General features: G+C 33.3%; 17 protein-coding genes. 14 read left to right on the top strand and 3 right to left on the bottom strand.

Annotation, left to right across the window (positions count from 1 at the left end; translation table 11 throughout):
• The first annotated feature begins 6 nt into the window (after positions 1 to 6).
• From HNQ03_RS14070 to HNQ03_RS14050, 5 genes are all read left to right on the top strand, one after another.
• Positions 7 to 567, top strand: a complete 561-nt coding sequence (locus tag HNQ03_RS14070) for a DUF3347 domain-containing protein (protein ID WP_173780335.1) — start codon at positions 7 to 9, stop codon at positions 565 to 567.
• A 149-nt stretch (positions 568 to 716) separates the two neighbouring features.
• Complete coding sequence (locus tag HNQ03_RS14065; RefSeq protein WP_173780334.1) at positions 717 to 854, top strand: hypothetical protein; 138 nt, start codon at positions 717 to 719, stop codon at positions 852 to 854.
• A gap of 40 nt (positions 855 to 894) precedes the next feature.
• Positions 895 to 3,387 (top strand): heavy metal translocating P-type ATPase, encoded by a 2,493-nt coding sequence (locus HNQ03_RS14060; RefSeq protein WP_173780333.1) that lies wholly within the window; start codon positions 895 to 897, stop codon positions 3,385 to 3,387.
• Positions 3,388 to 3,397: 10 nt separating this feature from the next.
• On the top strand, positions 3,398 to 3,880 hold the full coding sequence (locus tag HNQ03_RS14055) for a DUF305 domain-containing protein (RefSeq protein ID WP_173780332.1): 483 nt from the start codon (positions 3,398 to 3,400) through the stop codon (positions 3,878 to 3,880).
• 79 nt (positions 3,881 to 3,959) lie between these two features.
• Entirely contained in the window at positions 3,960 to 6,392 is a 2,433-nt protein-coding gene (locus HNQ03_RS14050; protein WP_382405016.1) for a multicopper oxidase domain-containing protein, read from the top strand.
• A gap of 288 nt (positions 6,393 to 6,680) precedes the next feature.
• On the opposite strand, the gene HNQ03_RS14045 is transcribed toward HNQ03_RS14050, so the two are convergent.
• The 3 genes from HNQ03_RS14045 to HNQ03_RS16270 all read right to left on the bottom strand — a co-directional run bounded on the left by HNQ03_RS14045 (position 6,681) and on the right by HNQ03_RS16270 (position 12,792).
• Complete coding sequence (locus tag HNQ03_RS14045; RefSeq protein WP_173780330.1) at positions 6,681 to 7,964, bottom strand: efflux RND transporter periplasmic adaptor subunit; 1,284 nt, start codon at positions 7,962 to 7,964, stop codon at positions 6,681 to 6,683.
• Between the two features lie 6 nt (positions 7,965 to 7,970).
• Positions 7,971 to 12,332 carry a CusA/CzcA family heavy metal efflux RND transporter gene (locus tag HNQ03_RS14040; protein ID WP_173780329.1) on the bottom strand — a complete coding sequence of 1,454 codons (4,362 nt, stop codon included), beginning with the start codon at positions 12,330 to 12,332 and terminating at the stop codon, positions 7,971 to 7,973.
• A 133-nt stretch (positions 12,333 to 12,465) separates the two neighbouring features.
• Positions 12,466 to 12,792: a DUF6660 family protein gene (locus HNQ03_RS16270; protein WP_382405015.1), complete on the bottom strand. Its 327-nt coding sequence runs from the start codon at positions 12,790 to 12,792 to the stop codon at positions 12,466 to 12,468.
• A gap of 156 nt (positions 12,793 to 12,948) precedes the next feature.
• On the opposite strand from HNQ03_RS16270, the gene HNQ03_RS14035 reads away from it, so the two are divergent.
• From HNQ03_RS14035 to HNQ03_RS13995, 9 genes are all read left to right on the top strand, one after another.
• Positions 12,949 to 13,365, top strand: coding sequence for a Fur family transcriptional regulator (locus tag HNQ03_RS14035; RefSeq protein ID WP_173780328.1), 417 nt, complete (start codon positions 12,949 to 12,951; stop codon positions 13,363 to 13,365).
• A gap of 53 nt (positions 13,366 to 13,418) precedes the next feature.
• On the top strand, positions 13,419 to 13,772 hold the full coding sequence (locus HNQ03_RS14030) for a SpoIIAA family protein (protein ID WP_173780327.1): 354 nt from the start codon (positions 13,419 to 13,421) through the stop codon (positions 13,770 to 13,772).
• A gap of 7 nt (positions 13,773 to 13,779) precedes the next feature.
• Positions 13,780 to 15,732, top strand: a complete 1,953-nt coding sequence (locus tag HNQ03_RS14025) for a heavy metal translocating P-type ATPase (RefSeq protein ID WP_173780326.1) — start codon at positions 13,780 to 13,782, stop codon at positions 15,730 to 15,732.
• An 84-nt stretch (positions 15,733 to 15,816) separates the two neighbouring features.
• On the top strand, positions 15,817 to 16,065 hold the full coding sequence (locus HNQ03_RS14020; RefSeq protein ID WP_173780325.1) for a (2Fe-2S) ferredoxin domain-containing protein: 249 nt from the start codon (positions 15,817 to 15,819) through the stop codon (positions 16,063 to 16,065).
• A 504-nt stretch (positions 16,066 to 16,569) separates the two neighbouring features.
• The gene (locus HNQ03_RS14015; protein ID WP_173780324.1) at positions 16,570 to 17,379 is read left to right on the top strand and encodes a type IV toxin-antitoxin system AbiEi family antitoxin domain-containing protein; all 810 of its coding nucleotides are present in this window, start codon (positions 16,570 to 16,572) and stop codon (positions 17,377 to 17,379) included.
• Positions 17,376 to 18,170 carry a nucleotidyl transferase AbiEii/AbiGii toxin family protein gene (locus tag HNQ03_RS14010; protein ID WP_173780323.1) on the top strand — a complete coding sequence of 265 codons (795 nt, stop codon included), beginning with the start codon at positions 17,376 to 17,378 and terminating at the stop codon, positions 18,168 to 18,170. Before HNQ03_RS14015 ends, HNQ03_RS14010 begins: the two co-directional genes overlap by 4 nt.
• A gap of 236 nt (positions 18,171 to 18,406) precedes the next feature.
• Positions 18,407 to 21,112 (top strand): restriction endonuclease, encoded by a 2,706-nt coding sequence (locus HNQ03_RS14005; protein ID WP_173780322.1) that lies wholly within the window; start codon positions 18,407 to 18,409, stop codon positions 21,110 to 21,112.
• Positions 21,109 to 21,933, top strand: a complete 825-nt coding sequence (locus HNQ03_RS14000; RefSeq protein WP_173780321.1) for a hypothetical protein — start codon at positions 21,109 to 21,111, stop codon at positions 21,931 to 21,933. Before HNQ03_RS14005 ends, HNQ03_RS14000 begins: the two co-directional genes overlap by 4 nt.
• The gene (locus HNQ03_RS13995) at positions 21,933 to 22,439 is read left to right on the top strand and encodes a hypothetical protein (protein WP_173780320.1); all 507 of its coding nucleotides are present in this window, start codon (positions 21,933 to 21,935) and stop codon (positions 22,437 to 22,439) included. Before HNQ03_RS14000 ends, HNQ03_RS13995 begins: the two co-directional genes overlap by 1 nt.
• Positions 22,440 to 22,501 lie beyond the last annotated feature (62 nt).

Here is a 22,501-nt window from a genome sequence, read left to right as displayed (position 1 = left end):
AATAAAATGAAAAATATTAAAGTAAGTATAGTAGCAGTATTATTATTCGCAATTTCTTTTGCCAGTGCGCAGGAAATGAGTAAAATGGATCATAGCAAAATGAATATGAAAATGGACAATGGAAAAAAAATGTCTATGAAAAGCGATGCTAAAGCAGAAGTTATCTTGAGCGATTATTTTAATTTGAAAGATGCTTTGGTTGCAGATGATAGTAAAAAAGCAGCAACCGCAGGTTCTAAACTTGCTGTTTCTTTAAAGGCATTTAATGCTTCAAAATATTCCGCGGCAAATAAGAAGGAACTGGCGGATATCATAGAAGATGCAACTGAAAACGCTGAACATATTTCTAAAAGTGAAATAGCCCATCAGAGTGAGCATTTTAAAACATTAAGCAAAGATATTGCAGATCTGGTTGCCATTACTGGAACCAAAGTAAAATTGTACGAGCAGTTTTGCCCAATGTATGATAAAGGTAGCAGTTGGTTAAGTACAAGTAATCAAGTGAAAAATCCATTTTATGGGAGCAAAATGCTTACCTGTGGTAAAGTTCAAAGAGCAATTCAATAAGAATTTAAAATTCTGAAATGTGATCTGCATTCATAGTCAGATCATTTTTTATCAGAGGAAAATTTAAGTCCTAATGAGAGAAAAGGTGAAATATTCACATGAATTATTCTAAATACCTTTTCTCTTTGTTAGGCACAAAAAAAAATAGTATGAAAGATTGTTGCAAAACAGGAAATGAAAGTAAACAGAAAAAAAGCAACCTAAAAAAATGGTTCAGTTACGGTTTGTACGCTTTTATAGGCGTAATTATACTTGGTGTAATTGTTTTGCAAATATTAGGAAAATAAAATCTTTAAGAAAGGTTTTACAAAATTTATAAATAGAATTATGAAACATACCTACCAAATACATGGAATGACCTGCGACGGTTGCAGAAAGCACGTAGAAGAAACTCTTTCCAAAATTGAAGGTGTTTCCCAGGCATCTGTAAATTTAGAAAAAGCCGAAGCAAGTATTGAAATGGAAAAACATATTCCATTGGAAAAACTTCAGGAAGCCATGAAAAATGATGGTGGAAAATATAGTATTCACAATTTAGGCGAAAAGCCAGAGCCAAAAACTAAAAAAGATAAACCGAAAAGTGGCAACGGAACTTTCTACTGCCCTATGCATTGTGAAGGCGAAAAAACCTATGACAAAGCGGGAGATTGTCCTGTTTGCGGTATGGATCTTGTCGAAGAACAAAAATTAACCACGTCCAATTTTGAACAATGGACTTGCCCAATGCATCCAGAAATCATCAGAGATGAAGCCGGAAGTTGCCCGATCTGCGGAATGGATCTCGTGCCAATGAAAGTTGATATTTCTGCGGAAGAAAAAACCTACAAAAAATTATTGAGCAAACTATGGATTGCTACAATTTTTACCGTCCCTATCTTTTTGATGGCAATGAGTGAAATGATTCCAAACAATCCGCTCTATAAATTGATGGAACAAAAGAACTGGAACTGGGTACAGTTGATACTTTCTATTCCAGTCGTGTTTTATGCAACATGGATGTTTTTTGAGCGAGCATACAAAAGTATTAAAACATGGAATCTTAATATGTTTACGCTTATTGGTATTGGCGCAGGTGCAGCATGGCTTTTCAGTATTTTTGGGATGCTGTTTCCAGATTTTTTCCCTGCGCAATTTAAAACGCATACTGGTGCAGTCCATGTTTATTTTGAAGCAGCAACTGTAATCTTAACCTTGGTTTTATTAGGGCAGGTTTTAGAAGCCAGAGCCCACAGTCAAACCAATTCTGCGGTTAAAGAATTATTAAAATTAGCACCAAATCGTGCCATTAGAGTTAAAGATGGTGTTGAAGAAGAAGTGACGATCAATCAAATTGTTTTAGGTGATATTCTTCGGGTAAAACCAGGCGATAAAATTCCTGTAGATGGTTCTATAAAAGAAGGACAAACCACCGTAGATGAATCCATGATTACAGGAGAACCAATTCCTGTAAATAAAAGTGTTGATGATAAAGTAAGCAGTGGAACCATTAATGGAAACCAGTCTTTTTTAATGAAAGCCGAAAAAATTGGTGCAGATACTTTACTTTCTCAAATCATTGAAATGGTGAATAATGCAAGCAGAAGCAGAGCACCCATTCAGAAATTAGCAGATACTGTCTCTGGATATTTTGTGCCAATTGTTGTTTTTATATCATTAATTACTTTCGTAGTTTGGGCAATTTTTGGTCCAGAACCTGCTTATGTATTTGCTTTTGTAAATGCCATTGCAGTTTTAATTATTGCTTGTCCTTGTGCTTTAGGTTTGGCTACGCCAATGTCTATAATGGTGGGAGTCGGTAAAGGCGCACAAAATGGTGTCTTGATAAAAAATGCCGAAGCACTCGAGAGAATGGACAAAGTAGATACCCTAATTATTGATAAAACTGGAACTATTACAGAAGGAAAACCAACGGTGGAAAAGATCGGCACTTTTGGACAAGAATTTTCAGAAAAAGAGGTTTTGCAATTCATCGCTTCATTAAATAAATTGAGTGAACACCCACTTGCAGAAGCAACCGTAAAATATGGGAAAGAGCAAAATACAGAAATTTTAAACGCTGATAATTTTAGCGCAGTTACTGGAAAAGGTGTAGAAGGAAAAATTAACGGAAAAAAAATAGATCTGGGGAATGCCAAAATGATGGACTATGCAAAGGCAGAAATTTCTAAAGAGGCAGAAGCCGAAGTGCAGGGCTTTCAAAAACAAGGAAAAACAGTTTCCTATTTATCTGTTGATGCAAAACTTGCAGGATATGTAGTGATATCTGACAAAATAAAACCGACCAGTGCAAAAGCCATCAAAGAACTTCAGGAAAAAGGAATTCAAGTGATAATGCTTACAGGTGATAATCACGATACCGCACAAGCAGTTGCAAAAGAATTAAATCTTACGGATTTTAAAGCCGGAATGTTGCCCGAAAATAAATTACAGGAAGTAGAAAAACTTCAAAAAAATGGAAAAATTGTAGCAATGGCAGGAGACGGAATTAATGATGCACCTGCTTTAGCAAAAAGTGATGTAGGAATTGCCATGGGAACTGGAACAGATGTCGCCATAGAAAGCGCAATGATCACTTTAGTAAAAGGTGATTTAAATGGAATAGTAAAAGCACGCCATTTAAGCGATGCCGTGATGAAAAACATTAAGCAAAACTTATTTTTTGCATTAGGTTACAATATTTTAGGAATTCCAATTGCTGCAGGTGCATTATTTCCTGTTTTTGGAATACTTTTATCACCCATGATAGCGGCTTTGGCAATGAGTTTCAGTTCGGTATCAGTAATTGGGAATGCTTTAAGATTAAAAAATATAAATATTTAAAATTAAACTTATGGAAAATTCAATGGAACACAAAAAAGACAATTCGTATTCAACCTTTATGTGGATGCTCGCAGCCTCTTTTGTAGCAATGTACATTACAATGTATCTCAATACATATGAACTGGATCACGTTTATTTCAGTCTTACGAGATTCTATATGGTTTGTCTTGGAATTTCGGCAATGGCTTTAATAATGTTTTTCTTCATGCGCAAAATGTATAAGAATAAGCAAAAAAATCTGGGGATCATCGTTGGAAGTATAGGGCTATTTTTTGCTCCGTTAGGTTTAGTTCGTACGCAAAGTCCTATAGTTGGCGATGTGCTTTGGATGAAAGCAATGATTCCACACCATTCAATTGCTATCTTAACAAGTGAACGTGCTGATATAAAAGATCCGGAAGTAAAAAAATTAGCAGAAAGTATTATCACTGCTCAAAAAAAAGAAATTGAAGAAATGAAAACAATGATAAAAAGATTACAAAATGAGAAATAGAGTACATAATTTAAAGTTTTATTTCATTCTTTTTGTGATGGTCTCGGTTCAGGGTTTTGCTCAAGATCATTCCATGCATATGGAAAAAAAATCGGAAACAAAAAATGATGAAAGTGGAAAAATTTCCATGGGTGGCAAAACGGTGCGTTATGATTTATATGTAAAAGATACCGTCGTAACTTTTAATGGTCATACAAGTCGAGCAATTTTCACAAATGGCAAATTACAAGCACCAACCTTGTATTTTACAGAAGGAGACACTGCAGAAATTTACCTGCACAATCAATTAAAAAAGGAAAACACAGGATTGCATTGGCATGGTGTTATTTTACCTAATGAGATGGATGGTGTTCCTTATCTCACTACAAAAGAAATAAAACCTGGGGAAACGCATCTTTATAAATTTAAAATTTCGCAAAACGGTACGTATTGGTATCATTCTCACGAAGGTACGCAAGAACAGATTGGGATGAATGGAATTTTGGTGTTCAAGAAAAGAGAAAGTCAGCCAGAAAAAATATTTGCGGCAGATATTCCTGTCCTTTTAGGAGATTGGGCAGCGAGTAATCCTAAACAAATCATGCGCCGACTTCACATGGATCAAACTGATTGGTACGCCATCAAAAAAGGTACAGTACAAAGTTATAGCGAAGCCATTGGTAAAGGTTATTTCAAAACAAAATTACTCAATGAATGGAAACGAATGGAAGCCATGGATGTAAGTGATGTTTATTACAATAATTTCCTCATTAACGGCGCTATTTCATCAGATTACAAAAACTTGAAAGCGGGAGATAAAGTTCGCCTTCGTGTCGCGAATGGTGCCTCGTCTTCTTATTTTTGGTTGAATTATGGCGGTGGAAAAATAACGGTAATTGGAAGTGATGGTAATGAGGTAGAACCAGTGGAAGTGGATCGTCTTATTGTAGGTGTTTCTGAATCTTATGATATTGAAGTAACTATTCCTGCAAATAAAAGTTTCGAATTTAGAGCCACTTCAGAAGATCGGCAGGGTTTTGCTTCGCTTTATTTAGGAGATGGTGAAAAAGTGCAAGCACCAAACTTGCCAAGATTAAATCTTTTCGAAGGGATGAAAATGATGAACGGCATGATGAAAATGAGTGGCGATATGAAACCCATGACGATGAAAATGGGAAATCAGGTAATGGATATGAATGAAGTAATGTACCCAGAATTATCTGAAAGCCAGCGTATGAAAACGATGAATCACATGATGGAAATGATGGGGGATAAATCTGACATGAAAATGGACGATGAGAAAATGCAGATGGATCACAGCAAAATGGATATGAAATCTGACATGAAAATGAAAGATGGCAAAATGCAAATGGATCACAGTAAAATGGATATGAAATCTGACATGAAAATGAAAGATGGCAAAATGCAAATGGATCACAGCAAAATGGAAATGAAGTCTGACATGAAAATGGACAATGGAAAAATGGAGATGGATCACAGCAAGATGGACATGGGTTCTTCAGAGGAAAAAACCATCAAGCGTCTTAATTATAATATGTTGAAATCGCCTTTTAAAACTATTTTACCTACCGATAATGTGAAACAATTAAATTTTACATTAGAAGGAAATATGCGTAATTATCTCTGGACTTTAGATAATAAAACTGTAGCAGAAAGCGATAAAATTTTAATTAAAAAAGGTCAGGTTGTTCGTATTACCATGTATAATAATTCAATGATGCGTCACCCAATGCACCTTCACGGTCATGATTTTAGAATTGTAAACGCCAAAGGAGAATATGCACCTTTGAAAAATGTTATAGATGTTGCGCCAATGGAAACTGTAACCATAGAATTTGCTGCAAACCAAGATGGAGATTGGTTTTTTCATTGCCATATTTTGTACCATATGATGACGGGAATGGGTCGTGTTTTTTCTTACGAAAATTCAGCACCAAATCCACAGTTACCAGATAAAGAAGCCTCTTACAAACAATTTTTAAGTAAGAACAGAATGGTGAATACTACAGCAATGCTGGATGTGTCATCAAATAGTTTTCAGTTTGAAAATATGACAATGTTTGGATCAAGATGGATGAATATAAATGAATTTCGTTCTAATTATGATTTCAGCCGATATGAAGGAACAGTAAAAGTAGGTAGATTTTTAGGAAAATACCAATGGGCAATGCCTTACGTAGGTTTCAGAAGTGCAAAAATGGACGATATGAAGAAAACTTTGTTTGGTCAAGAGGTTATGCCTAAAAATCAAAATGTAGCAATTGCCGGAGTTCGTTATCTATTGCCAATGTTAATAATGGCAGACGCAAATGTAGATCAAAATGGAAAAGTGATATTGGAATTAGGACGTGAAAACATCCCAATTTCGCCCAGAATTCGCGGTGGATTTATGATAAATTCTGATATGGAATATAACATTGGTCTAAAATATATAGTACAAAAATACGTAGCAATATCCACAAACTATGACAGTGATTATGGTTTTGGAGCAGGTTTGACGTTTATGTACTAAATTTTTTCTTAAAATACCTCTCAAAAATTGGGAGGTATTTTTCTATTCAATATTTTTAAAAATGATAAAAACAAAACAAATCTATTTTAGGTAATGTAACTTTTATAATCTATTAGATTCTCAAACTATTTCCAGCGAGCAAGAAGCAATTTCACAACTGCCAACTTGCTTTATTTAATCTAAAATTTTAGAAAATAAAGATATTCTTCTCAATTTTATCTACATTCACATAGAAGTCTTTTAGCACAAATTTGGACACAAAAATTGGCGAATTATTTAAAGATCATCCTAATGATCATGCCCACCGCCACCAGACATTTTTGCATTGATGAAAAACGCGCCCTTGGTTACAATTTTAGTATTTTCAGGAAGATCTTCTATAAAATCTACCGCAGTATAGCCTAAAGCGGAAACACTTTTTATAATTTGTACTTTTTCAAAATTAATGCTTTTTGAAGCCTGCTTTTCAGTAGGTGCTTTTTCCTCTTTTTCATGCTTGTGATCTTCGCCTTCAACTTCATCATGGTGTTCTTCTGACTGTTTATTGGTAACTATGAAAATATAATCTTTGCCTTCTGTATTGATAATGGCACTATCTGGAACTGCAGGAGAAGTGGAATCATCTAAACTAACGAGCGCCATTACATTCATACCATCTATTAAACCCGTTTTATTTCCAGTCACACGGGAATGAACAGAAACAGTTTTACTGTCATTTTCAAAAGAAGCACCGATGCTGAAAATGGTCGCATCATATTCTGTTTCAGGATTGTTGGTTAATGTGAAATGGATGATTTGTCCCACTTTCATTTTAGGTAGATCTTTTTCAAAAACTTGCAGATCTAAATGAATAGATGAATTGTCAACAATTTCTGCGATAGGAGTGGAAACATCTACGTAAGCACCGATAGTAGAAAAAAGTTGGCTTACTACGCCACTTATCGGACTGCGAACTGCAAGGAGGGAATTTAAATTAGAATTAGAAACTGATCCAGGCGACATTCCCATTAGTGAAATTTGTTTTTGCAAAGAAGAGCGTCTTGTCTGCAAAGTGCGTAGTTGAGAATTTGCAGATTGCAGATTTTTTAGCGCACCTGCATTGCCAGCATTTAATTCCTGTTGCCGTTTTACTTCCAGTCGGGCATAGTTGATCTGGCTGACCACTGTAAGGTAATCTTCCTGCAATCCAATAAATTCTGGGTTTGAAATGGTAGCGATCAACTGTCCTTTTTTTACATAAGACCCGATCTGTACATTTAAAGTTTTTATAACACCACCATAAAGTGAAGTTGCGTTTCCTTTTTTGTTATTTGGAACAGTAAGTAAACCATTAACTTTAAGTGTGGATGTGAGTTCTTTTTGCTCTACGAAACCAAATTCTATCCCCACTTTTTTTATTTGTTCCTCCGTGAGTGTTGCGATTGTCACCGCTTCTTCTTCGCCATGTTCATCTGCCGGTTTTTCTGTTTTATCGATTTGTTCTTTTTCAGTAGTTTTATTGCAACTTCCTGTAGATAGTAGGAAACCAAAGATTATAAGTGTGCTAAAGACGTTTTTTATATTTAAATACATAATTTTTTATTGATTGATTATAGAATAAATTAATATTACAGACTGATTAATTTCTTGAATGCTTTTAAGATAATTTAACTCAATATCTGCGGCAGTCTGCAAACCAAAAAGGTATTCTTCAGACGTTATTTCGCCCAAACGATAACCTAATTGTGAAGCCATAATAATTTCTTTCGCACTTGGCAATGCCACATTTTCATTATATTGATGTTGCTGCACTTCCAGTTCATATTGTTGTAGCGCATTTTCATATTGAGTTGCCATTTTTTTCTTTTGATATTCTGCGTTGGCTTCTGCGGCTTTTTTTGTGTAATCCAACGATTCAATCTTTGATCTGCTTGTTGAGAATATGGGAATAGAAACTCCTACCATAACAGAATGAAAGCGTTTTCCCGAATCATAGAAAACTTCTTGTCCATTCACATCGAAATTACCTATCAATGATTGATTAGTATATCCCAAAGTGAGATCTGGTAAATTTTTGGCTTTTTCTATTTTCTTGTTTTCCTCTGCAATCAATGCATCTTGATAAAGTGCTTTGATCGAGGGATTATCGGTGAAGGAATTTTGATCTATTAAATTACTTAACAATAATGGTTGATAATGTAACGGATCTTTTACAACAAAGGATTCTGAAGTATTCATTACCGTTCGCAAATTTTGATAAGCGTTTTTTAAATAAATATCATTTTGTTGATATAAGAGATAGATGCTATTTTTCTTGGCTTCGGCTAAATTGATCTCAATTTTTTTAATATCTCCCACTTTATAACGCAACTTTACGACACGAATAAAATCATTGTACAAACTATCTAAAGAATAGAGTTTTTTTTGATTGTGTTGTAAATACTGTATCTGATAAAAATAAGTCCGAACCTCATTTTTGATTTCCATTTCAGAAATTTCACGGTTATAAGTTTTTCTTTTTATTTCAGCATTATTCAGATTTTTCTTTGCCTTAAATAAAGTTGGGAAAGGAATTGTTTGTGAGATCTGAAATGACTGATCAAATCTTGGTCCGTTGTACTGACCTAATTGTGCAGAGACATCCAGTTTCGGTATATCATACGCCGTTCTTTTTAAACTTTGCACAGCCTGTATTTCTAAATTTTTCGCTTTTATATTTTCATTGTTTTCTAACGCAATTTCTATAGCCTCATTTATGTCGATTACTTTAGTAGTCTGTGCTTGTGTGGAAATTCCCAAAACTGTAAAAAATAAAATCAAAAGAGTTGTTATATATTTAGTTTTCATTTTCTTGAACTTAATTTTTGAATTAAATATCAGGTACAACAAGGGCAATACAAATAGCGTTAAAAAAGTTGCTGTTATTAATCCACCAATAACCACTGTAGCCAAAGGTTTTTGAACTTCTGCACCAGCACCTTGAGATAATGCCATAGGTAAAAAACCCACGCTTGCAACCGTAGCAGTCATTAAAACAGGTCGTAATCTTAATAAAGTTCCATTAAAAATGCGTTTAAAAACATTGTTCTCCCCCTCTTTTTCAAGTTGATTAAAAGTGCTTATTAGCACAATTCCATTTAAAACCGCTACACCAAATAAGGCAATAAAACCAATACCAGCACTAATACTAAAGGGCATATCTCGCAAAACCAAAGCAAAAATTCCCCCAATGGCGCTCATTGGAATGGCAGTGAAAATTAGAAGCGCTTGTTTTATAGATTTAAAAGTAAAATATAATAATGCAAAAATCAAAAAAAGTGAGATTGGAACTGCTATCAGTAGGCGTTTACTGGCTTTTTCCAGATTCTCAAATTGTCCACCGTATGTGAAATAATAGCCTGTTGGCAGTTTTATTTCTTTATCTAATTTTTGCTGAATTTCTTTTACAACACTTTGTACATCTCTATCTATTACATTAAAACCAACAAAGATCCGTCGTTTTCCTGCTTCTCTGCTTATCTGTGCAGGACCTTCTTTGTAGGAGATTTCTGCAACTTGAGACAAAGGTATTTGACTTCCGTTCGATGTGGAAATTATTAGATTGCTCACGTCAGCAATATCAGTTCTAAATTCTTTATCTAATCGAACCACAAGATCAAAACGTCTTTCATTTTCAAATACCTGTCCGGCTACTTTTCCAGCAAATGCGGTGCTCAAAACATCATTTACATCTGCCACGTTTAGACCATAATTGGCAAGTTTTGTCCTATTATAAACTACATTGATCTGTGGCAAACCGCTGATCTGCTCTACTTGTGGCTCTGAAGTTCCTTCTACAGTTTGTACGATACTACTTACTTTATCTCCGTAGATAGAAAGACTGTCCAAGTTTTCGCCAAAAATTTTAACTGCAACATCCTGCCGGATACCAGTCATTAATTCATTAAATCGCATTTGAATAGGCTGATTAGCCTCAAAGAATATTCCTGGAATGATTTCCAATTCTTCCAGCATTTCAGCAGATAATTCTTCGTAACTTTTATCTGTTTTCCAGTCTTTTTTAGGTTTTAGAACTATGATCATATCAGTTGCTTCAGGTGGCATAGGATCTGTTGGTACTTCTGCCGCACCAGTTTTTCCAACAACCATTTTTACTTCATCAAATCCTTTTATAATTCTTGCTGCCTGCGAGGAAGTTTCTATACTTTGGCTTAATGAACTTCCTTGTGGTAATATGCAGTGAAAAGCAAAATCACCTTCCTGTAGTTGCGGAATAAATTCACCACCCAAATTTTTAAATATTCCTAAACTGAAAACAAATAAAATAATTGTTCCACCTACTAACCAATATCTGATTTGTATGGCTTTACGCAATAGTGGCTGGTAAACTTTTTGTAAATAAGCCATCATTTTATCAGAAAAATTCTTTTTATGTGAAACTTTTTTAGATAAAAACAAAGCACACATCATAGGAATATAAGTCATGGAGAGAATCAATGCTCCCAGTATTGCAAACCCAACGGTTTTTGCCATTGGTGTAAACATTTTTCCCTCTACACCCACCAATGTTAAAATTGGAATATAGACTATCAATATAATCACTTCTCCAAATGCTGCAGAATTTCGAATTTTTGATGCGGAAAAAAAGACTTCATTATCCATTTCAAGTTGAGATAATTTTTGCCGAGATTTCCGTAAACCTAAATGATGAACCGTGGCTTCTACAATAATTACAGCACCATCTACAATCAATCCAAAATCTATAGCACCCAAACTCATTAGGTTAGCACTAACGCCGAAGACATTCATCATTCCTAATGCAAAAAGCAGAGACAAAGGAATTGCAGATGCTACTATTAATCCTGCACGAAGGTTTCCGAGAAATAATACTAAAACAAAAATTACAATCAATGCACCCTCAATAAGGTTTTTTTCAACTGTACTCATGGCACGATCTACCAATTCTGTACGATCCAGATAGGCTTCAATCACGATATCATCCGGCAAAGATTTTTGAATGACAGGAATTTTTTCCTTAATGCGTTTTACGGTTTCATTACTATTCTCGCCTTTCAGCATCATCACTACACCGCCTACAGCATCTACAGTTCCGTTGTAAGTCATTGCGCCATAACGAACCGCACTTCCGAATTGAACTTTAGCAACATCTTTAATGAAAATTGGCACACTCCCAGTAGAATTTTTCACACTAATGTTTTCTACGTCTTCCAGAGATGTCACCAACCCAATTCCACGAATGAAATATGCGTTGGGTTTTTTATCGATATATGCACCACCTGTATTTTCATTATTTTTTTCCAGTGCATTGAATATATCTGTAACACTTATACCAAAAGATCTTAATTTATAAGGGTCAATAGAAACTTCATATTGTTTTAGTTCGCCTCCAAAACTATTAACTTCCGCAATACCTTTAGTTCCATTTAGTTGTCGCGCAATGATCCAGTCCTGCATGCTTCGCAGATCTTTTGCGTTGTATTTATCTTCACTGCCTTTTTTTGGGTGAATGATATATTGATAAACTTCACCTAAACCTGTACTAACAGGTGCGAGTTCTGGTATGCCAACATCTTGGGGAATATTTCTCTCGGCTTCTTTTAGTTTTTCATTTACAAGTTGGCGTGCGAAATAAATATCTACACTTTCATCAAAAACTACTGTAATTACGGACAAACCAAAGCGGGAAATACTACGTGTTTCTTCTATATCTGGAATGTTGGAAATGCTCTGCTCAATAGGAAAAGTAACTAATTGCTCTACTTCCTGCCCTGCAAGTGTTGGGCATATGGTGATAATTTGAACTTGATTATTGGTAATGTCTGGAACAGCATCTATTGGTAATTTTGTAGCACTCCATGCACCCCAAATGATAAGCACCAAAGTAAAAATACCGATGATAAGTTTGTTCTGAATACTGAATTTTATAATACGGTCTAACACAATTTAAAAATTAGTGATTAATAAATAGAATTTAATTTCTTTTATGTGAATAAAAGAGAATTAGTTGCCTGTTAGTAAGATCAGAATTATTGAAAGAAAATTCTTTACATGATCTTACATAAGCAGAGCGATATTAAACAGTAATTTTGGGCGGTTGCCAGATACTTCCGTTGTAATTGGAAAAAAGGGAAGTTTGTCGGTTTGCAATAATTTTGTAAAATTCAGACTTTGCTTCTGGAAATTTTAAAAAAACGCTTGCGAATTTGATGTCCAAAGAAATCCCACAGCAACTACAAGTGCAGAAAGGAGTGCAGAGATCCTGATGATTTTCAGAATGTTGATCAGTTTGAGAAAATTCAGAGTTTTGTGAAAATTGTTCGTGGATTGTCATTGCATCAGCACATGGCACTACGGCGAGTGCAAATAAATAAATACTGAAAAAGAATGTAAATAGTCTCACGAACGCGCAAGGTAATAAATAATAATTTAATTTTTAAAACTTTAATTTAAAAAATTAAATGAGTTTCTTTAGACAATGCAACATAAAAAAACATCTGTTATACGAAACAATCAGATTTTTTTTTCATTATCTTTTTTTTATTGTAAAATTGTACCAATGACTGAAATAGAAGAAAAACTAAATAGAAATGGTGTTCGACCTACAGCAATGCGCATTTTGATCTATAAATTTATGGCGAAATCTGAAGTTGCACTAGCACTCACAGATATTGAAAATAATTTCGCGAAAGCAGAAAGAACGACTTTATATAGAACTCTGAAAACTTTTGAAGAAAACGGGATCGTACATCAAATTGATGACGGAACTGGAATTTTCAAATACGCTTTGTGCGAACCAGGTTGCAATTGCGAGTTAGATCAAGACCTTCATCTTCACTTTCACTGCAATAATTGTGATGAGACCGTTTGCCTTACCGAGCATAAAATACCAACCATTAATTTGCCTGAAGGCTATGTTGCAGAGAATGCAAATTTAGTGGTAAAAGGAATTTGTGAAAAGTGCAGCGGACAATAAATGCACTTCTGTTGCATCCTCTAATTAAGTAAATTGCCTTAAATTTAAATAGTATGATACAAATTATAGAAACAAGAACAGACCAGTTAATTGCGGCAAAAATAGAAGGTAAAATTTCTAAAAGTGATGTAGAGCAAATACATTCATTAATTCATAAAGTTGAAAAAGGAAAAAAAGTAAATTTTTATTTTGAAATGCATGATTTTCATGGTTATGAATTAAAAGGTTTATATGAGGATTTAAAAGTAGATGCTTTACATCTTTCAGATTATGGAAAAATAGCCATTATAGGAGAAAATAAATGGCAGGAGTGGACAGCGAAAATCATGGGATTTTTCACGAGTTCTGACGTAAAATATTTTGAAACAATAGATAAAGAACAGGCAATGGCTTGGGTAAATAAATAATTTAAAAATGGCAAAAGAAAAAATAAATTTAAGAGATATCGATACTCAAAAACATTCGGGAGAGCATTCTCATGATGATGGTCATTCTCACGATGGCGAAACCGATTTTAAATCTTATCTACCGGCTATTTTCAGTTTTGTAATGCTGATGATAGGAATCGCAATGGACTACTTTGATGTTGCATTTTTTAAAGACTGGGTACGAATAATTTGGTATGCAATTGCTTATCTTCCCGTAGGATTTCCTGTAATTAAAGAAGGTTGGGAAAGCATTATTAAAGGAGACTTTTTCACAGAATTTTTATTGATGTCTATTGCAACTATTGGCGCATTTGCAATCGGAGAATATCCTGAAGGTGTAGCAGTAATGTTGTTTTATGCAGTTGGAGAATTGTTCCAAAACGCAGCTGTAAATCGTGCAAAATCTAACATCAAAGCACTATTAGATGTTAGACCAAATGAAGCATTGGTTTATAGGAATAATGATTACAAATCTGTAAACCCGGAAACCGTAGAAATCGGAGAAAAAGTGCAGGTTCGTGTAGGTGAAAAAATTCCGTTAGACGGTATTTTAATTTCGGAAAAAGGTTCATTTAATACGGCTGCATTAACGGGTGAAAGCAAACCAAGTACCATCGCAAAAGGTGAAAAAGTATTTGCTGGAAGCATTAATTTAGATGGTGTAATTGAATTAGAAACCACGAAAGAATTTAAAGACAGTTCCATCGCCCGGATATTGGATATGGTGCAAAATGCCACCGCAAGAAAATCTAAAACGGAATTATTCATCAGAAAATTTGCGAGAATTTACACGCCAATCGTCGTTTTTCTTGCGATTGCTTTAACGTTTTTGCCCTACTTTTTTGTAGAAAATTATGAATTTCAAGATTGGTTGTACAGAGCACTAATTTTCTTGGTAATTTCTTGTCCCTGTGCTTTGGTAATCTCTATTCCTTTGGGCTATTTCGGTGGACTGGGAGCCGCTTCAAAAAGCGGAATTTTATTTAAAGGTGCATCTTATTTAGATGAAATGACAAAAGTTACCACTGTTGTGATGGATAAAACTGGAACGGTAACCAAAGGTGTTTTCAAAATAAAAGAGATAAAAGCCATAGGTTGGGAAGAAGCCGAATTTATGAAGTATTTAATGGCAATGGAAGAGCAATCTACCCATCCAATTGCAAAAGCCATCATGGAATACAAATCTGATAAACATAATTTTGATGCTACAGAAGTTTCTGAAATAGCAGGGAAAGGTTTAAAAGGAACAGTGAACGGAAAGATTGTTTTAGTAGGTAATAAACCCTTGATGACTTCAAATAATATTCAAGTCCCGACTGAAACAGATTCAATTGTAGAATCTATCGTCATGGTCGCAATTGACAATAAATTTGCAGGTTACGTTATTATTGCAGATGAATTGAAAGAGGATGCGCACGAAGCCATCAAAAAAATTCGCGACGCAGGAATTTCGAAAATTATTATGCTTTCTGGCGACAAAGATTCTATTACCCAGCAAGTTGCAAAAGAGTTAGGTGTAGATTGGGCTAAAGGTGGTCTGCTTCCGGAAGATAAATTGGCAGAAGTTGAAAAACTGATGTCTGAAACAAAAGGAAAAGTAGCCTTCATCGGTGATGGAATAAATGATGCACCTGTAATCGCGGCAAGTGATGTAGGTATTGCGATGGGCGGTTTGGGAAGTGATGTTGCCATAGAAACAGCCGATGTTATTATACAAACAGACCAACCCAGTAAAATTGCAAAAGCCATAAAAATTGGGCGTTCTACCCAAAAAATTGTTTGGCAAAATATCTTTCTTGCATTTGGCGTAAAAGCCGTAGTTCTTGTTTTAGGAGCAGGTGGATTAGCAACAATGTGGGAAGCCGTTTTTGCTGATGTTGGCGTGGCACTTTTAGCAATACTTAATGCGGTGAGATTGCAGAAAATGAAGTGGGTTTAGGAAAATTTAAAATTTGTGCAATAAAATAAATAATCAAGAACGGTCACTTCATATAATTAGTGTGTCTTAATAAATAGTAATAATATGGAAGAATCTAACAACGGCAAGCCTATCATTTTTTGGTGTAATGGCGCTAATTGCAGAAAGAAAAAAGGAAAACTTTTAGATTTTTATGTAAAGAAATATAATCTAAAAAACAAAATAGAAATTGAAAAAATGGATTGTAATAATAGATGCCAACAAGCGCCTGTGCTTCATCTTCATCCCGAAGATATCTGGTTTTCGGAGAAAGATTTGGGAACCATAATCAAAAGGAATATTTTAAATAAATAAATTTTTATTTTTTGATTATAAAATAAGAATTGGGGTTGTAAATTATTATTCACTGCATATTTACAATTAATTTGCGGAAATGTGAAAAAATTACCTCTCATGAAAATGGGAGGTATTTTTATTTAAAAAATTATTAAATAAAACTATCCTCAATTTTTATAAATTAGAACAAAAAAAATTTTGTGGAAAGAACAAATTTATGATTTGTAAACTTAAACCTTTATTACAAGTTTTAGAAACAACTAACCTATAACGCAAAATTATTTTTTTTCACATTGTGCTTTGTAACGTAAATAGTGAACTTACATTATTTTGGATATTTAGGAAGATGTTTGGGATTGTTCTTAAATTACTGCAATTTTAAGAATTTGAATGAGGGTTTTTAAACAATTGAAAAATCTTGTAAGAGTTTAAAAATAATCTTTCAAAATGTTAAGTTTAGATATTAATTATTATATTTGCGTAACACTACACAATGTGTAGTAAATAGCAAACAGCATATAAGTGAAAAACAGAGTTCAAACATATAATTATTTAGAGGAATATATCGATAACGTGCGATCTAAAGGTAGATATGCTTTCACATTGGAAGAATTAAAAGAAAAATTTGATGTTACTGATAAAGCAATTCTTCAAAATTTATATCGTTTAAAAGCTAAAAAGAAAATAGTACAAATTCGAAAAGGTTTTTATACAATTCTTCCGGCAGAATACTCAAATTATGGTGTAATTCCTACCACGATGTACCTTGATGATATGATGCTATCACTAAATAAAAAATACTATTTGGGATTAATATCTGCGGCGGCAATTCATGGCGCATCTCACCAACAATCTATGGAAACTTTTGTGATAACGGAAAAACCAGCATTGCGAGACATTAAAAACCAGAAATTAAAAATAAATTTTTTTGTTAAAAATGAATGGAATAGCGAAGATGTTAAGCAAATAAAAACAGATGCAGGTTATGTAAATGTTTCTTCTCCAGAACTTACTGCTTTGGATTTGTTGTATTATGTGGAGAAATTAGGAATGAACAGAGTGGTCACAATCTTAAAAGAATTAGTAGAAGTTATAAAACCAAGTCAATTAGTGAAAACGGTTAAAAATTATTCTCAATTAGCAGCAGTACAAAGATTGGGTTATTTGTTAGAGTACGAATTAGGGAATGAAAAATTGAGCAAAGTAATTTTTGAAACAATTTCTGATAAAAAATTAAATATCATTCCATTAATGCCAGGAAAAAATAAAGAAGGTACGGTAGATACAAAATGGCGGATTATAAATAATATTAAAATTGAAAACGATTTATGATACCGAGAAGATATATAGAAGAATGGAGAGAATTTGCTCCTTGGCCAGAAAATGGACAAGTGGAGCAAGATTTAATTATAGAAAGAACAATTGTTGAATTATTCTCTGATCCATTTTTAAATGAAAATTTAGCATTTCGAGGTGGAACGGCATTGCATAAATTATTTTTGAAGCCACAAGCAAGATATTCAGAAGATATAGATTTGGTGCAAATAAAACCAGGACCGATAAAGCCAATTTTGGTGAAGATTAGAGAAAAATTAGCTCCATTTTTAGGAACAAAAAGAAAAATTGAAAGCAGTATTCACAACAACACAGCCACTTATCGCTTTGAAACTGAAATTGCACCAGTTATACAGATGCGATTAAAAATAGAAATCAATTGCAGAGAACACTTCACCGTTTTAGGATTACAAAAAATTCCGTTTGAAGTGAAAAATGGTTGGTTTTCTGGAGAATGTATGATAAACACTTATCAAATTGAAGAATTACTCGGGACGAAATTAAGAGCATTATACCAAAGAAGAAAAGGTAGAGATTTATTTGATTTAGATCTAGCATTATCAAAACTCGAAATCAACACTGAAAATTTAACTAAATGTTATAAAGAATATATCAATTTTTCAGACGGAGTAAATCCCACAGGAAAAATGTTTCTTCTCAATATGGATGAAAAAATGCAGGACGATGAATTTCGAAATGATATTTTCACTATTTTAAGACCGGGAGTGGAATATGATAATGATTTGGCTTATAAAACTATTACTGAAAATATTATAAACAAGATTTAAAAAGTATTATTAATATTTTAAAGGGAGAAGATAGACTATCAAGATTTGAATGTTTGGTTTGTTGTGAATATTAAACAAAATCTTAATAGTGAAGAATGGATAATATTTGGAAAATTTATCGAACTTTTAGAAATGCTATTATCGTTTCAAGCAAATACTACAAATAATACACATTCAAACTTTGTATTCTTTTTTATAATTGATAAATTAGCAACTTACAGTTTCAAAGACCAACAATGCAATTAAAATTAGAAAACCTCGAATATCAAGAACAAGCCATACAATCTGTTGTGAAAATATTTGAAGGTATTGCTCGGAATACCTTTGATAACTCTACTTTTGAAGGAATACGCTCTAATTTTTCTAATTTGAGTTTAGAAGAACTTCAAGAGAATATAAAAGAAGTCGCACAAGAAAACGGACTTTTACCCGAAAACATTCATCTTTCTGATAAAAGAGAATTGTCTGTTGAAATGGAAACTGGAACTGGAAAAACCCTTGTTTACATTAAAACCATTTATGAACTTTTCAAACATTATAATTTCACCAAATTTATTATTCTTGTTCCTTCTGTTGCTATTCGTGAAGGTGTTTTAGCATCATTCAAAAATTTCAATAATCAATTGGAAGATATTTACGGATTCATCCCAAATGTCTTTGAATATGACAGTAAAAGACTTTCAAAAGTTTCTAATTTTATAGAAGAGCAACATCCACAAGTGATGATCATGACTTTGGCTTCGTTTAATTCTGAAGATAAAATTTTGAACCAAGCACAGAGAGAAGATTTATTTAATAATATTCCTTTTATTGAAGCCATCGGTAAAACCCAGCCAATCATTATCATGGATGAACCGCAAGAAGGAATGGACACAGAAAATTCTGTACGCCAGATTTCTAAATTGAATCCATTATTTAAAATCCGCTATTCTGCAACGCACAAAATCGTCAAAAATTTAATTTATAGATTAACACCTTACGAAAGTTATAAAAATGGTTTGGTAAAGAAAATTGAAGTACTTACCGTTACCGAAAAAAACGATGAAGCATCTTTGAAAATTGAATTGGCTGATATTCAAAACAAAACAGTTCCGCAAGCGAAATTGAAAGCGTGGTTTCAAAATAATTCTACAGGTAAAATTGATTTCAAACTATCTACTTGGTTAAAAGAAGGCGACAATTTAGGAGATAAAACCAACAATCCAAGTTACAATAATTACAAAATAGACCGAATTTTCAAAAGTTTAAAAACCGGAAAATGGAGTGTTGTATTTTCTAATGGTACAGAGATTTTTGAAAAACAAGTTGCCGGAAATTTAGAAAACATTTGGGCTTTGCAAATAGAATGGCTTATTCATCGGCATTTTCTGAAATCTCAAAAATTAAAAGAAAAAGGAATTAAATGTTTGTCCCTTATTTTTATTGATCGTGTAGCCAATTATGTAGGAGAAAATCCTAAAATTAAAAACTTATTTGTTGAGAAATACAAACAAGTTTATCCTGAATATCACGATGGAGCAAATCCTACGGACGAACACATTCAGCAAACACAAGGTTATTATTTTGCACAGAAAACCAATGGGGAGTTTGCAGATAACGAAGGCGGCGTAAAACAACAAAAAGAAATTTACGATGCCATACTTCGGGACAAAGAAGATATTCTGCAATTTGGCGATAAAGTTGCCAATAAAATAGAATTTATTTTTTCGCATTCCGCATTGGGCGTTGGTTGGGACAATCCGAATGTTTTTAATATTGCAACGCTTAATACCACTTATTCCGAAACAAAAAAGCGACAGGAAATCGGACGTGGTTTACGTATTTGTGTGAATACAGATGGAGAAAGAATTTATGATGAAAGCGGTACAGAAGATTCCGACAGAATCAACCAATTGACGGTAATTCCCAATGAAACTTATGAAACATTTGTTACGCAATATCAAGAAGAAATAAAATCAATTTATGGAGATGCCAATGCTGGTGCAGGAATGACGCATACGCACAAAGGCGAAGAACAAGATAAAGTTTTTTTCAAGAAAAATCCTTCAGACGATATTCAAAAAGCGTTTAAGAAATTTTGGAAAGCAATGGCGAAGAAAACTGATTACAGCATTGCGTTCGATGAAGAGAATTTAATAGAAAGTGCAGTAGAAAGAATTAATAAAATTACCATTCCAGATTATGTGATAGAAGCAGCCAGTCATTTTGTAAATCAATTTTCTGAAAGTGGACGAGAAGAAACATTCGGCGGAACTGCAATTGTGAAACAAAAAGCCACTTTTACCGCTTTGGATTTGGTAGAAGAAATAAGCGAAAATACAGGATTAAGTTATACAACACTCTTTCAAATCACTAAGAAAATTGATAATCATAAAGAATGGGTAAAAAATCCGCCAAGATATATACATGAAGTTTCCCAAATTATAAAAGATGTAGAATTAGATGAAATGCTTCGTAAAATAGAATACAAAATGAACGGCGAAGAGTTTCCTTTTAATTTTAAAGATTTTGAAAAAAATATTGCTGCGAAACAATATGTAGAAACACCAAAGAAAGGTGTGTTTGATAAAATGTTGGTAGATAGCGATGTAGAACGCAGATTTTCTGAAAGTGCTGATGGAGACTCAGAAGTGGTTTGCTTTATAAAATTGCCAAGTTGGTACAAAATACAAACACCAATTGGTCCGTACGAACCAGATTTCGGTTTGGTAATGAAACGCAAGGAATTAAAAAACGGAACTGAAAACGAATTTTATTTCGTGATAGAAACCAAAGGAACTAATGATATCAATGATAAAAAAGCCATCACCGAAGGCGAAATTTATAAAATAAAATGTGCTTTGAAACATTTTGAATCTATTGGTGTTGAAGTTCAATACAAAGCACCTGTAAATGAGTATTCTTATTTTAAAACAGCAGTGGAAAAAACTATAGGCGTATGAAATTAATATTACAAACTTTCAAAGAATATTGGACTTTTTTATTGATTGCAATCTACTCAATCGCATATTTCTATAATTATGTTTATTACACATCCTTTGGAGTTAATATTTTTCAATACGTCACAATAAGTGATCTAATGTTTTTTTCTGTAGAACAGATAATTCTACTTACAGGCTTAATATTTATATTTGAGGTTATTGGAACTTTTTTAGTTAGCATGTTTTTCGAATTATTCATTTACAAGAAAATTCAATCTAATTTAAAAATTAAGGCGATAAATAGAAATCAATTATTTTCAAAAGTTCATGCTGATAAAGTATTCAAAAGATACAGAAAATCTAAAATGTTTGGCTTCTTTTTATATTTTTCTGTTTTTTTGGTTTTCCCCGTCATTCTTTGTAAATATTTCAATATTCCATTATTAACATTGGGATTGTTAGCGTCTTCAGCATTTATTTATTTAATTATCAGATTATTTCTCTTTACCAAGAATAAGGGTAAAGATTCAGAAAATATTAAATTATTAGCATTTTTTATCATATATATATCAACTATTTATTTTACAAGTTTTCAAGCGTTTGTTAGTTCTGACGAAGTAAAATTTTTAAGTGAAACAAAAAACAATCTAAGTTTCAACTATCAAAACAAATTATATGAAGTTGATGATAATCTGCGGTTTGTTGGGGAATCAACTACCTACATTTTCTTGTATGATAAAAAAGGGGAATCAACTTTAATATTCCCTAAACTAAAGGTTGAAAATCTGAAAACCAGTCCAAAAGACTCTTATTTTTTTAACAGAATGAAGAACACCCAATAATGGAAAACATAAAAAACTACATGCCCGAAAGCCCAGATTTTAACCAGGAAAGATTGGAAACTTTAAAACAAATGTTTCCCGATCTTTTTACGAGTGAGAATAAACTGAACATTGAAGAATTAAAAAAAATCATAGAACCAGAAAGCATAACCGAAACCGAAAGATATGAGTTCCGATGGTTTGGAAAAAGCAATGCAAAACGAAATGCCTTTACACCAAGTAATGCGACTTTAATTTTTGATGAAGACCGAAGTGTAAATCCTGCAGAAAGCGAAAACCTGATTATTGAAGGCGAAAATTTAGAAGTTTTGAAACTATTGAGTGCATCTTACCGTGAAAAAATAAAGTGCATCTACATAGATCCACCTTACAATACAGGAAAAGATTTTGTGTATTCAGACAATTTTACGCAAGACAAAAAAGCCTATTGGGAAGATGCAGGAATTGTAGAAGATGGTTTAAAAATAGACACCTATTCTACCCTCATTTCTTTAGACCACAATTAGTTGTTTCTTAATTGTTTTTATGCTGCTAATTTATACATTTCCAATGGCTTTTTGAGTTTAAT

The sequence above is a fragment of the Frigoriflavimonas asaccharolytica genome, from assembly GCF_013294015.1.
Lineage (GTDB): Bacteria > Bacteroidota > Bacteroidia > Flavobacteriales > Weeksellaceae > Frigoriflavimonas > Frigoriflavimonas asaccharolytica.
The sequence above is the reverse complement of the archived record's forward strand: the minus strand, read 5'-3'. Positions and strand labels throughout refer to the sequence as shown.

Bases quoted from the DNA above. Each gene is read 5' to 3' on its own strand.
- HNQ03_RS14070 (WP_173780335.1), top strand. From the start codon at position 7: ATGAAAAATATTAAAGTAAGTATAGTAGCAGTATTATTATTCGCAATT.
- HNQ03_RS14065 (WP_173780334.1), top strand. From the start codon at position 717: ATGAAAGATTGTTGCAAAACAGGAAATGAAAGTAAACAGAAAAAAAGC.
- HNQ03_RS14060 (WP_173780333.1), top strand. From the start codon at position 895: ATGAAACATACCTACCAAATACATGGAATGACCTGCGACGGTTGCAGA.
- HNQ03_RS14055 (WP_173780332.1), top strand. From the start codon at position 3,398: ATGGAAAATTCAATGGAACACAAAAAAGACAATTCGTATTCAACCTTT.
- HNQ03_RS14050 (WP_382405016.1), top strand. From the start codon at position 3,960: ATGGAAAAAAAATCGGAAACAAAAAATGATGAAAGTGGAAAAATTTCC.
- HNQ03_RS14045 (WP_173780330.1), bottom strand. From the start codon at position 7,964: ATGTATTTAAATATAAAAAACGTCTTTAGCACACTTATAATCTTTGGT.
- HNQ03_RS14035 (WP_173780328.1), top strand. From the start codon at position 12,949: ATGACTGAAATAGAAGAAAAACTAAATAGAAATGGTGTTCGACCTACA.
- HNQ03_RS14030 (WP_173780327.1), top strand. From the start codon at position 13,419: ATGATACAAATTATAGAAACAAGAACAGACCAGTTAATTGCGGCAAAA.
- HNQ03_RS14025 (WP_173780326.1), top strand. From the start codon at position 13,780: ATGGCAAAAGAAAAAATAAATTTAAGAGATATCGATACTCAAAAACAT.
- HNQ03_RS14020 (WP_173780325.1), top strand. From the start codon at position 15,817: ATGGAAGAATCTAACAACGGCAAGCCTATCATTTTTTGGTGTAATGGC.
- HNQ03_RS14010 (WP_173780323.1), top strand. From the start codon at position 17,376: ATGATACCGAGAAGATATATAGAAGAATGGAGAGAATTTGCTCCTTGG.
- HNQ03_RS14005 (WP_173780322.1), top strand. From the start codon at position 18,407: ATGCAATTAAAATTAGAAAACCTCGAATATCAAGAACAAGCCATACAA.
- HNQ03_RS14000 (WP_173780321.1), top strand. From the start codon at position 21,109: ATGAAATTAATATTACAAACTTTCAAAGAATATTGGACTTTTTTATTG.
- HNQ03_RS13995 (WP_173780320.1), top strand. From the start codon at position 21,933: ATGGAAAACATAAAAAACTACATGCCCGAAAGCCCAGATTTTAACCAG.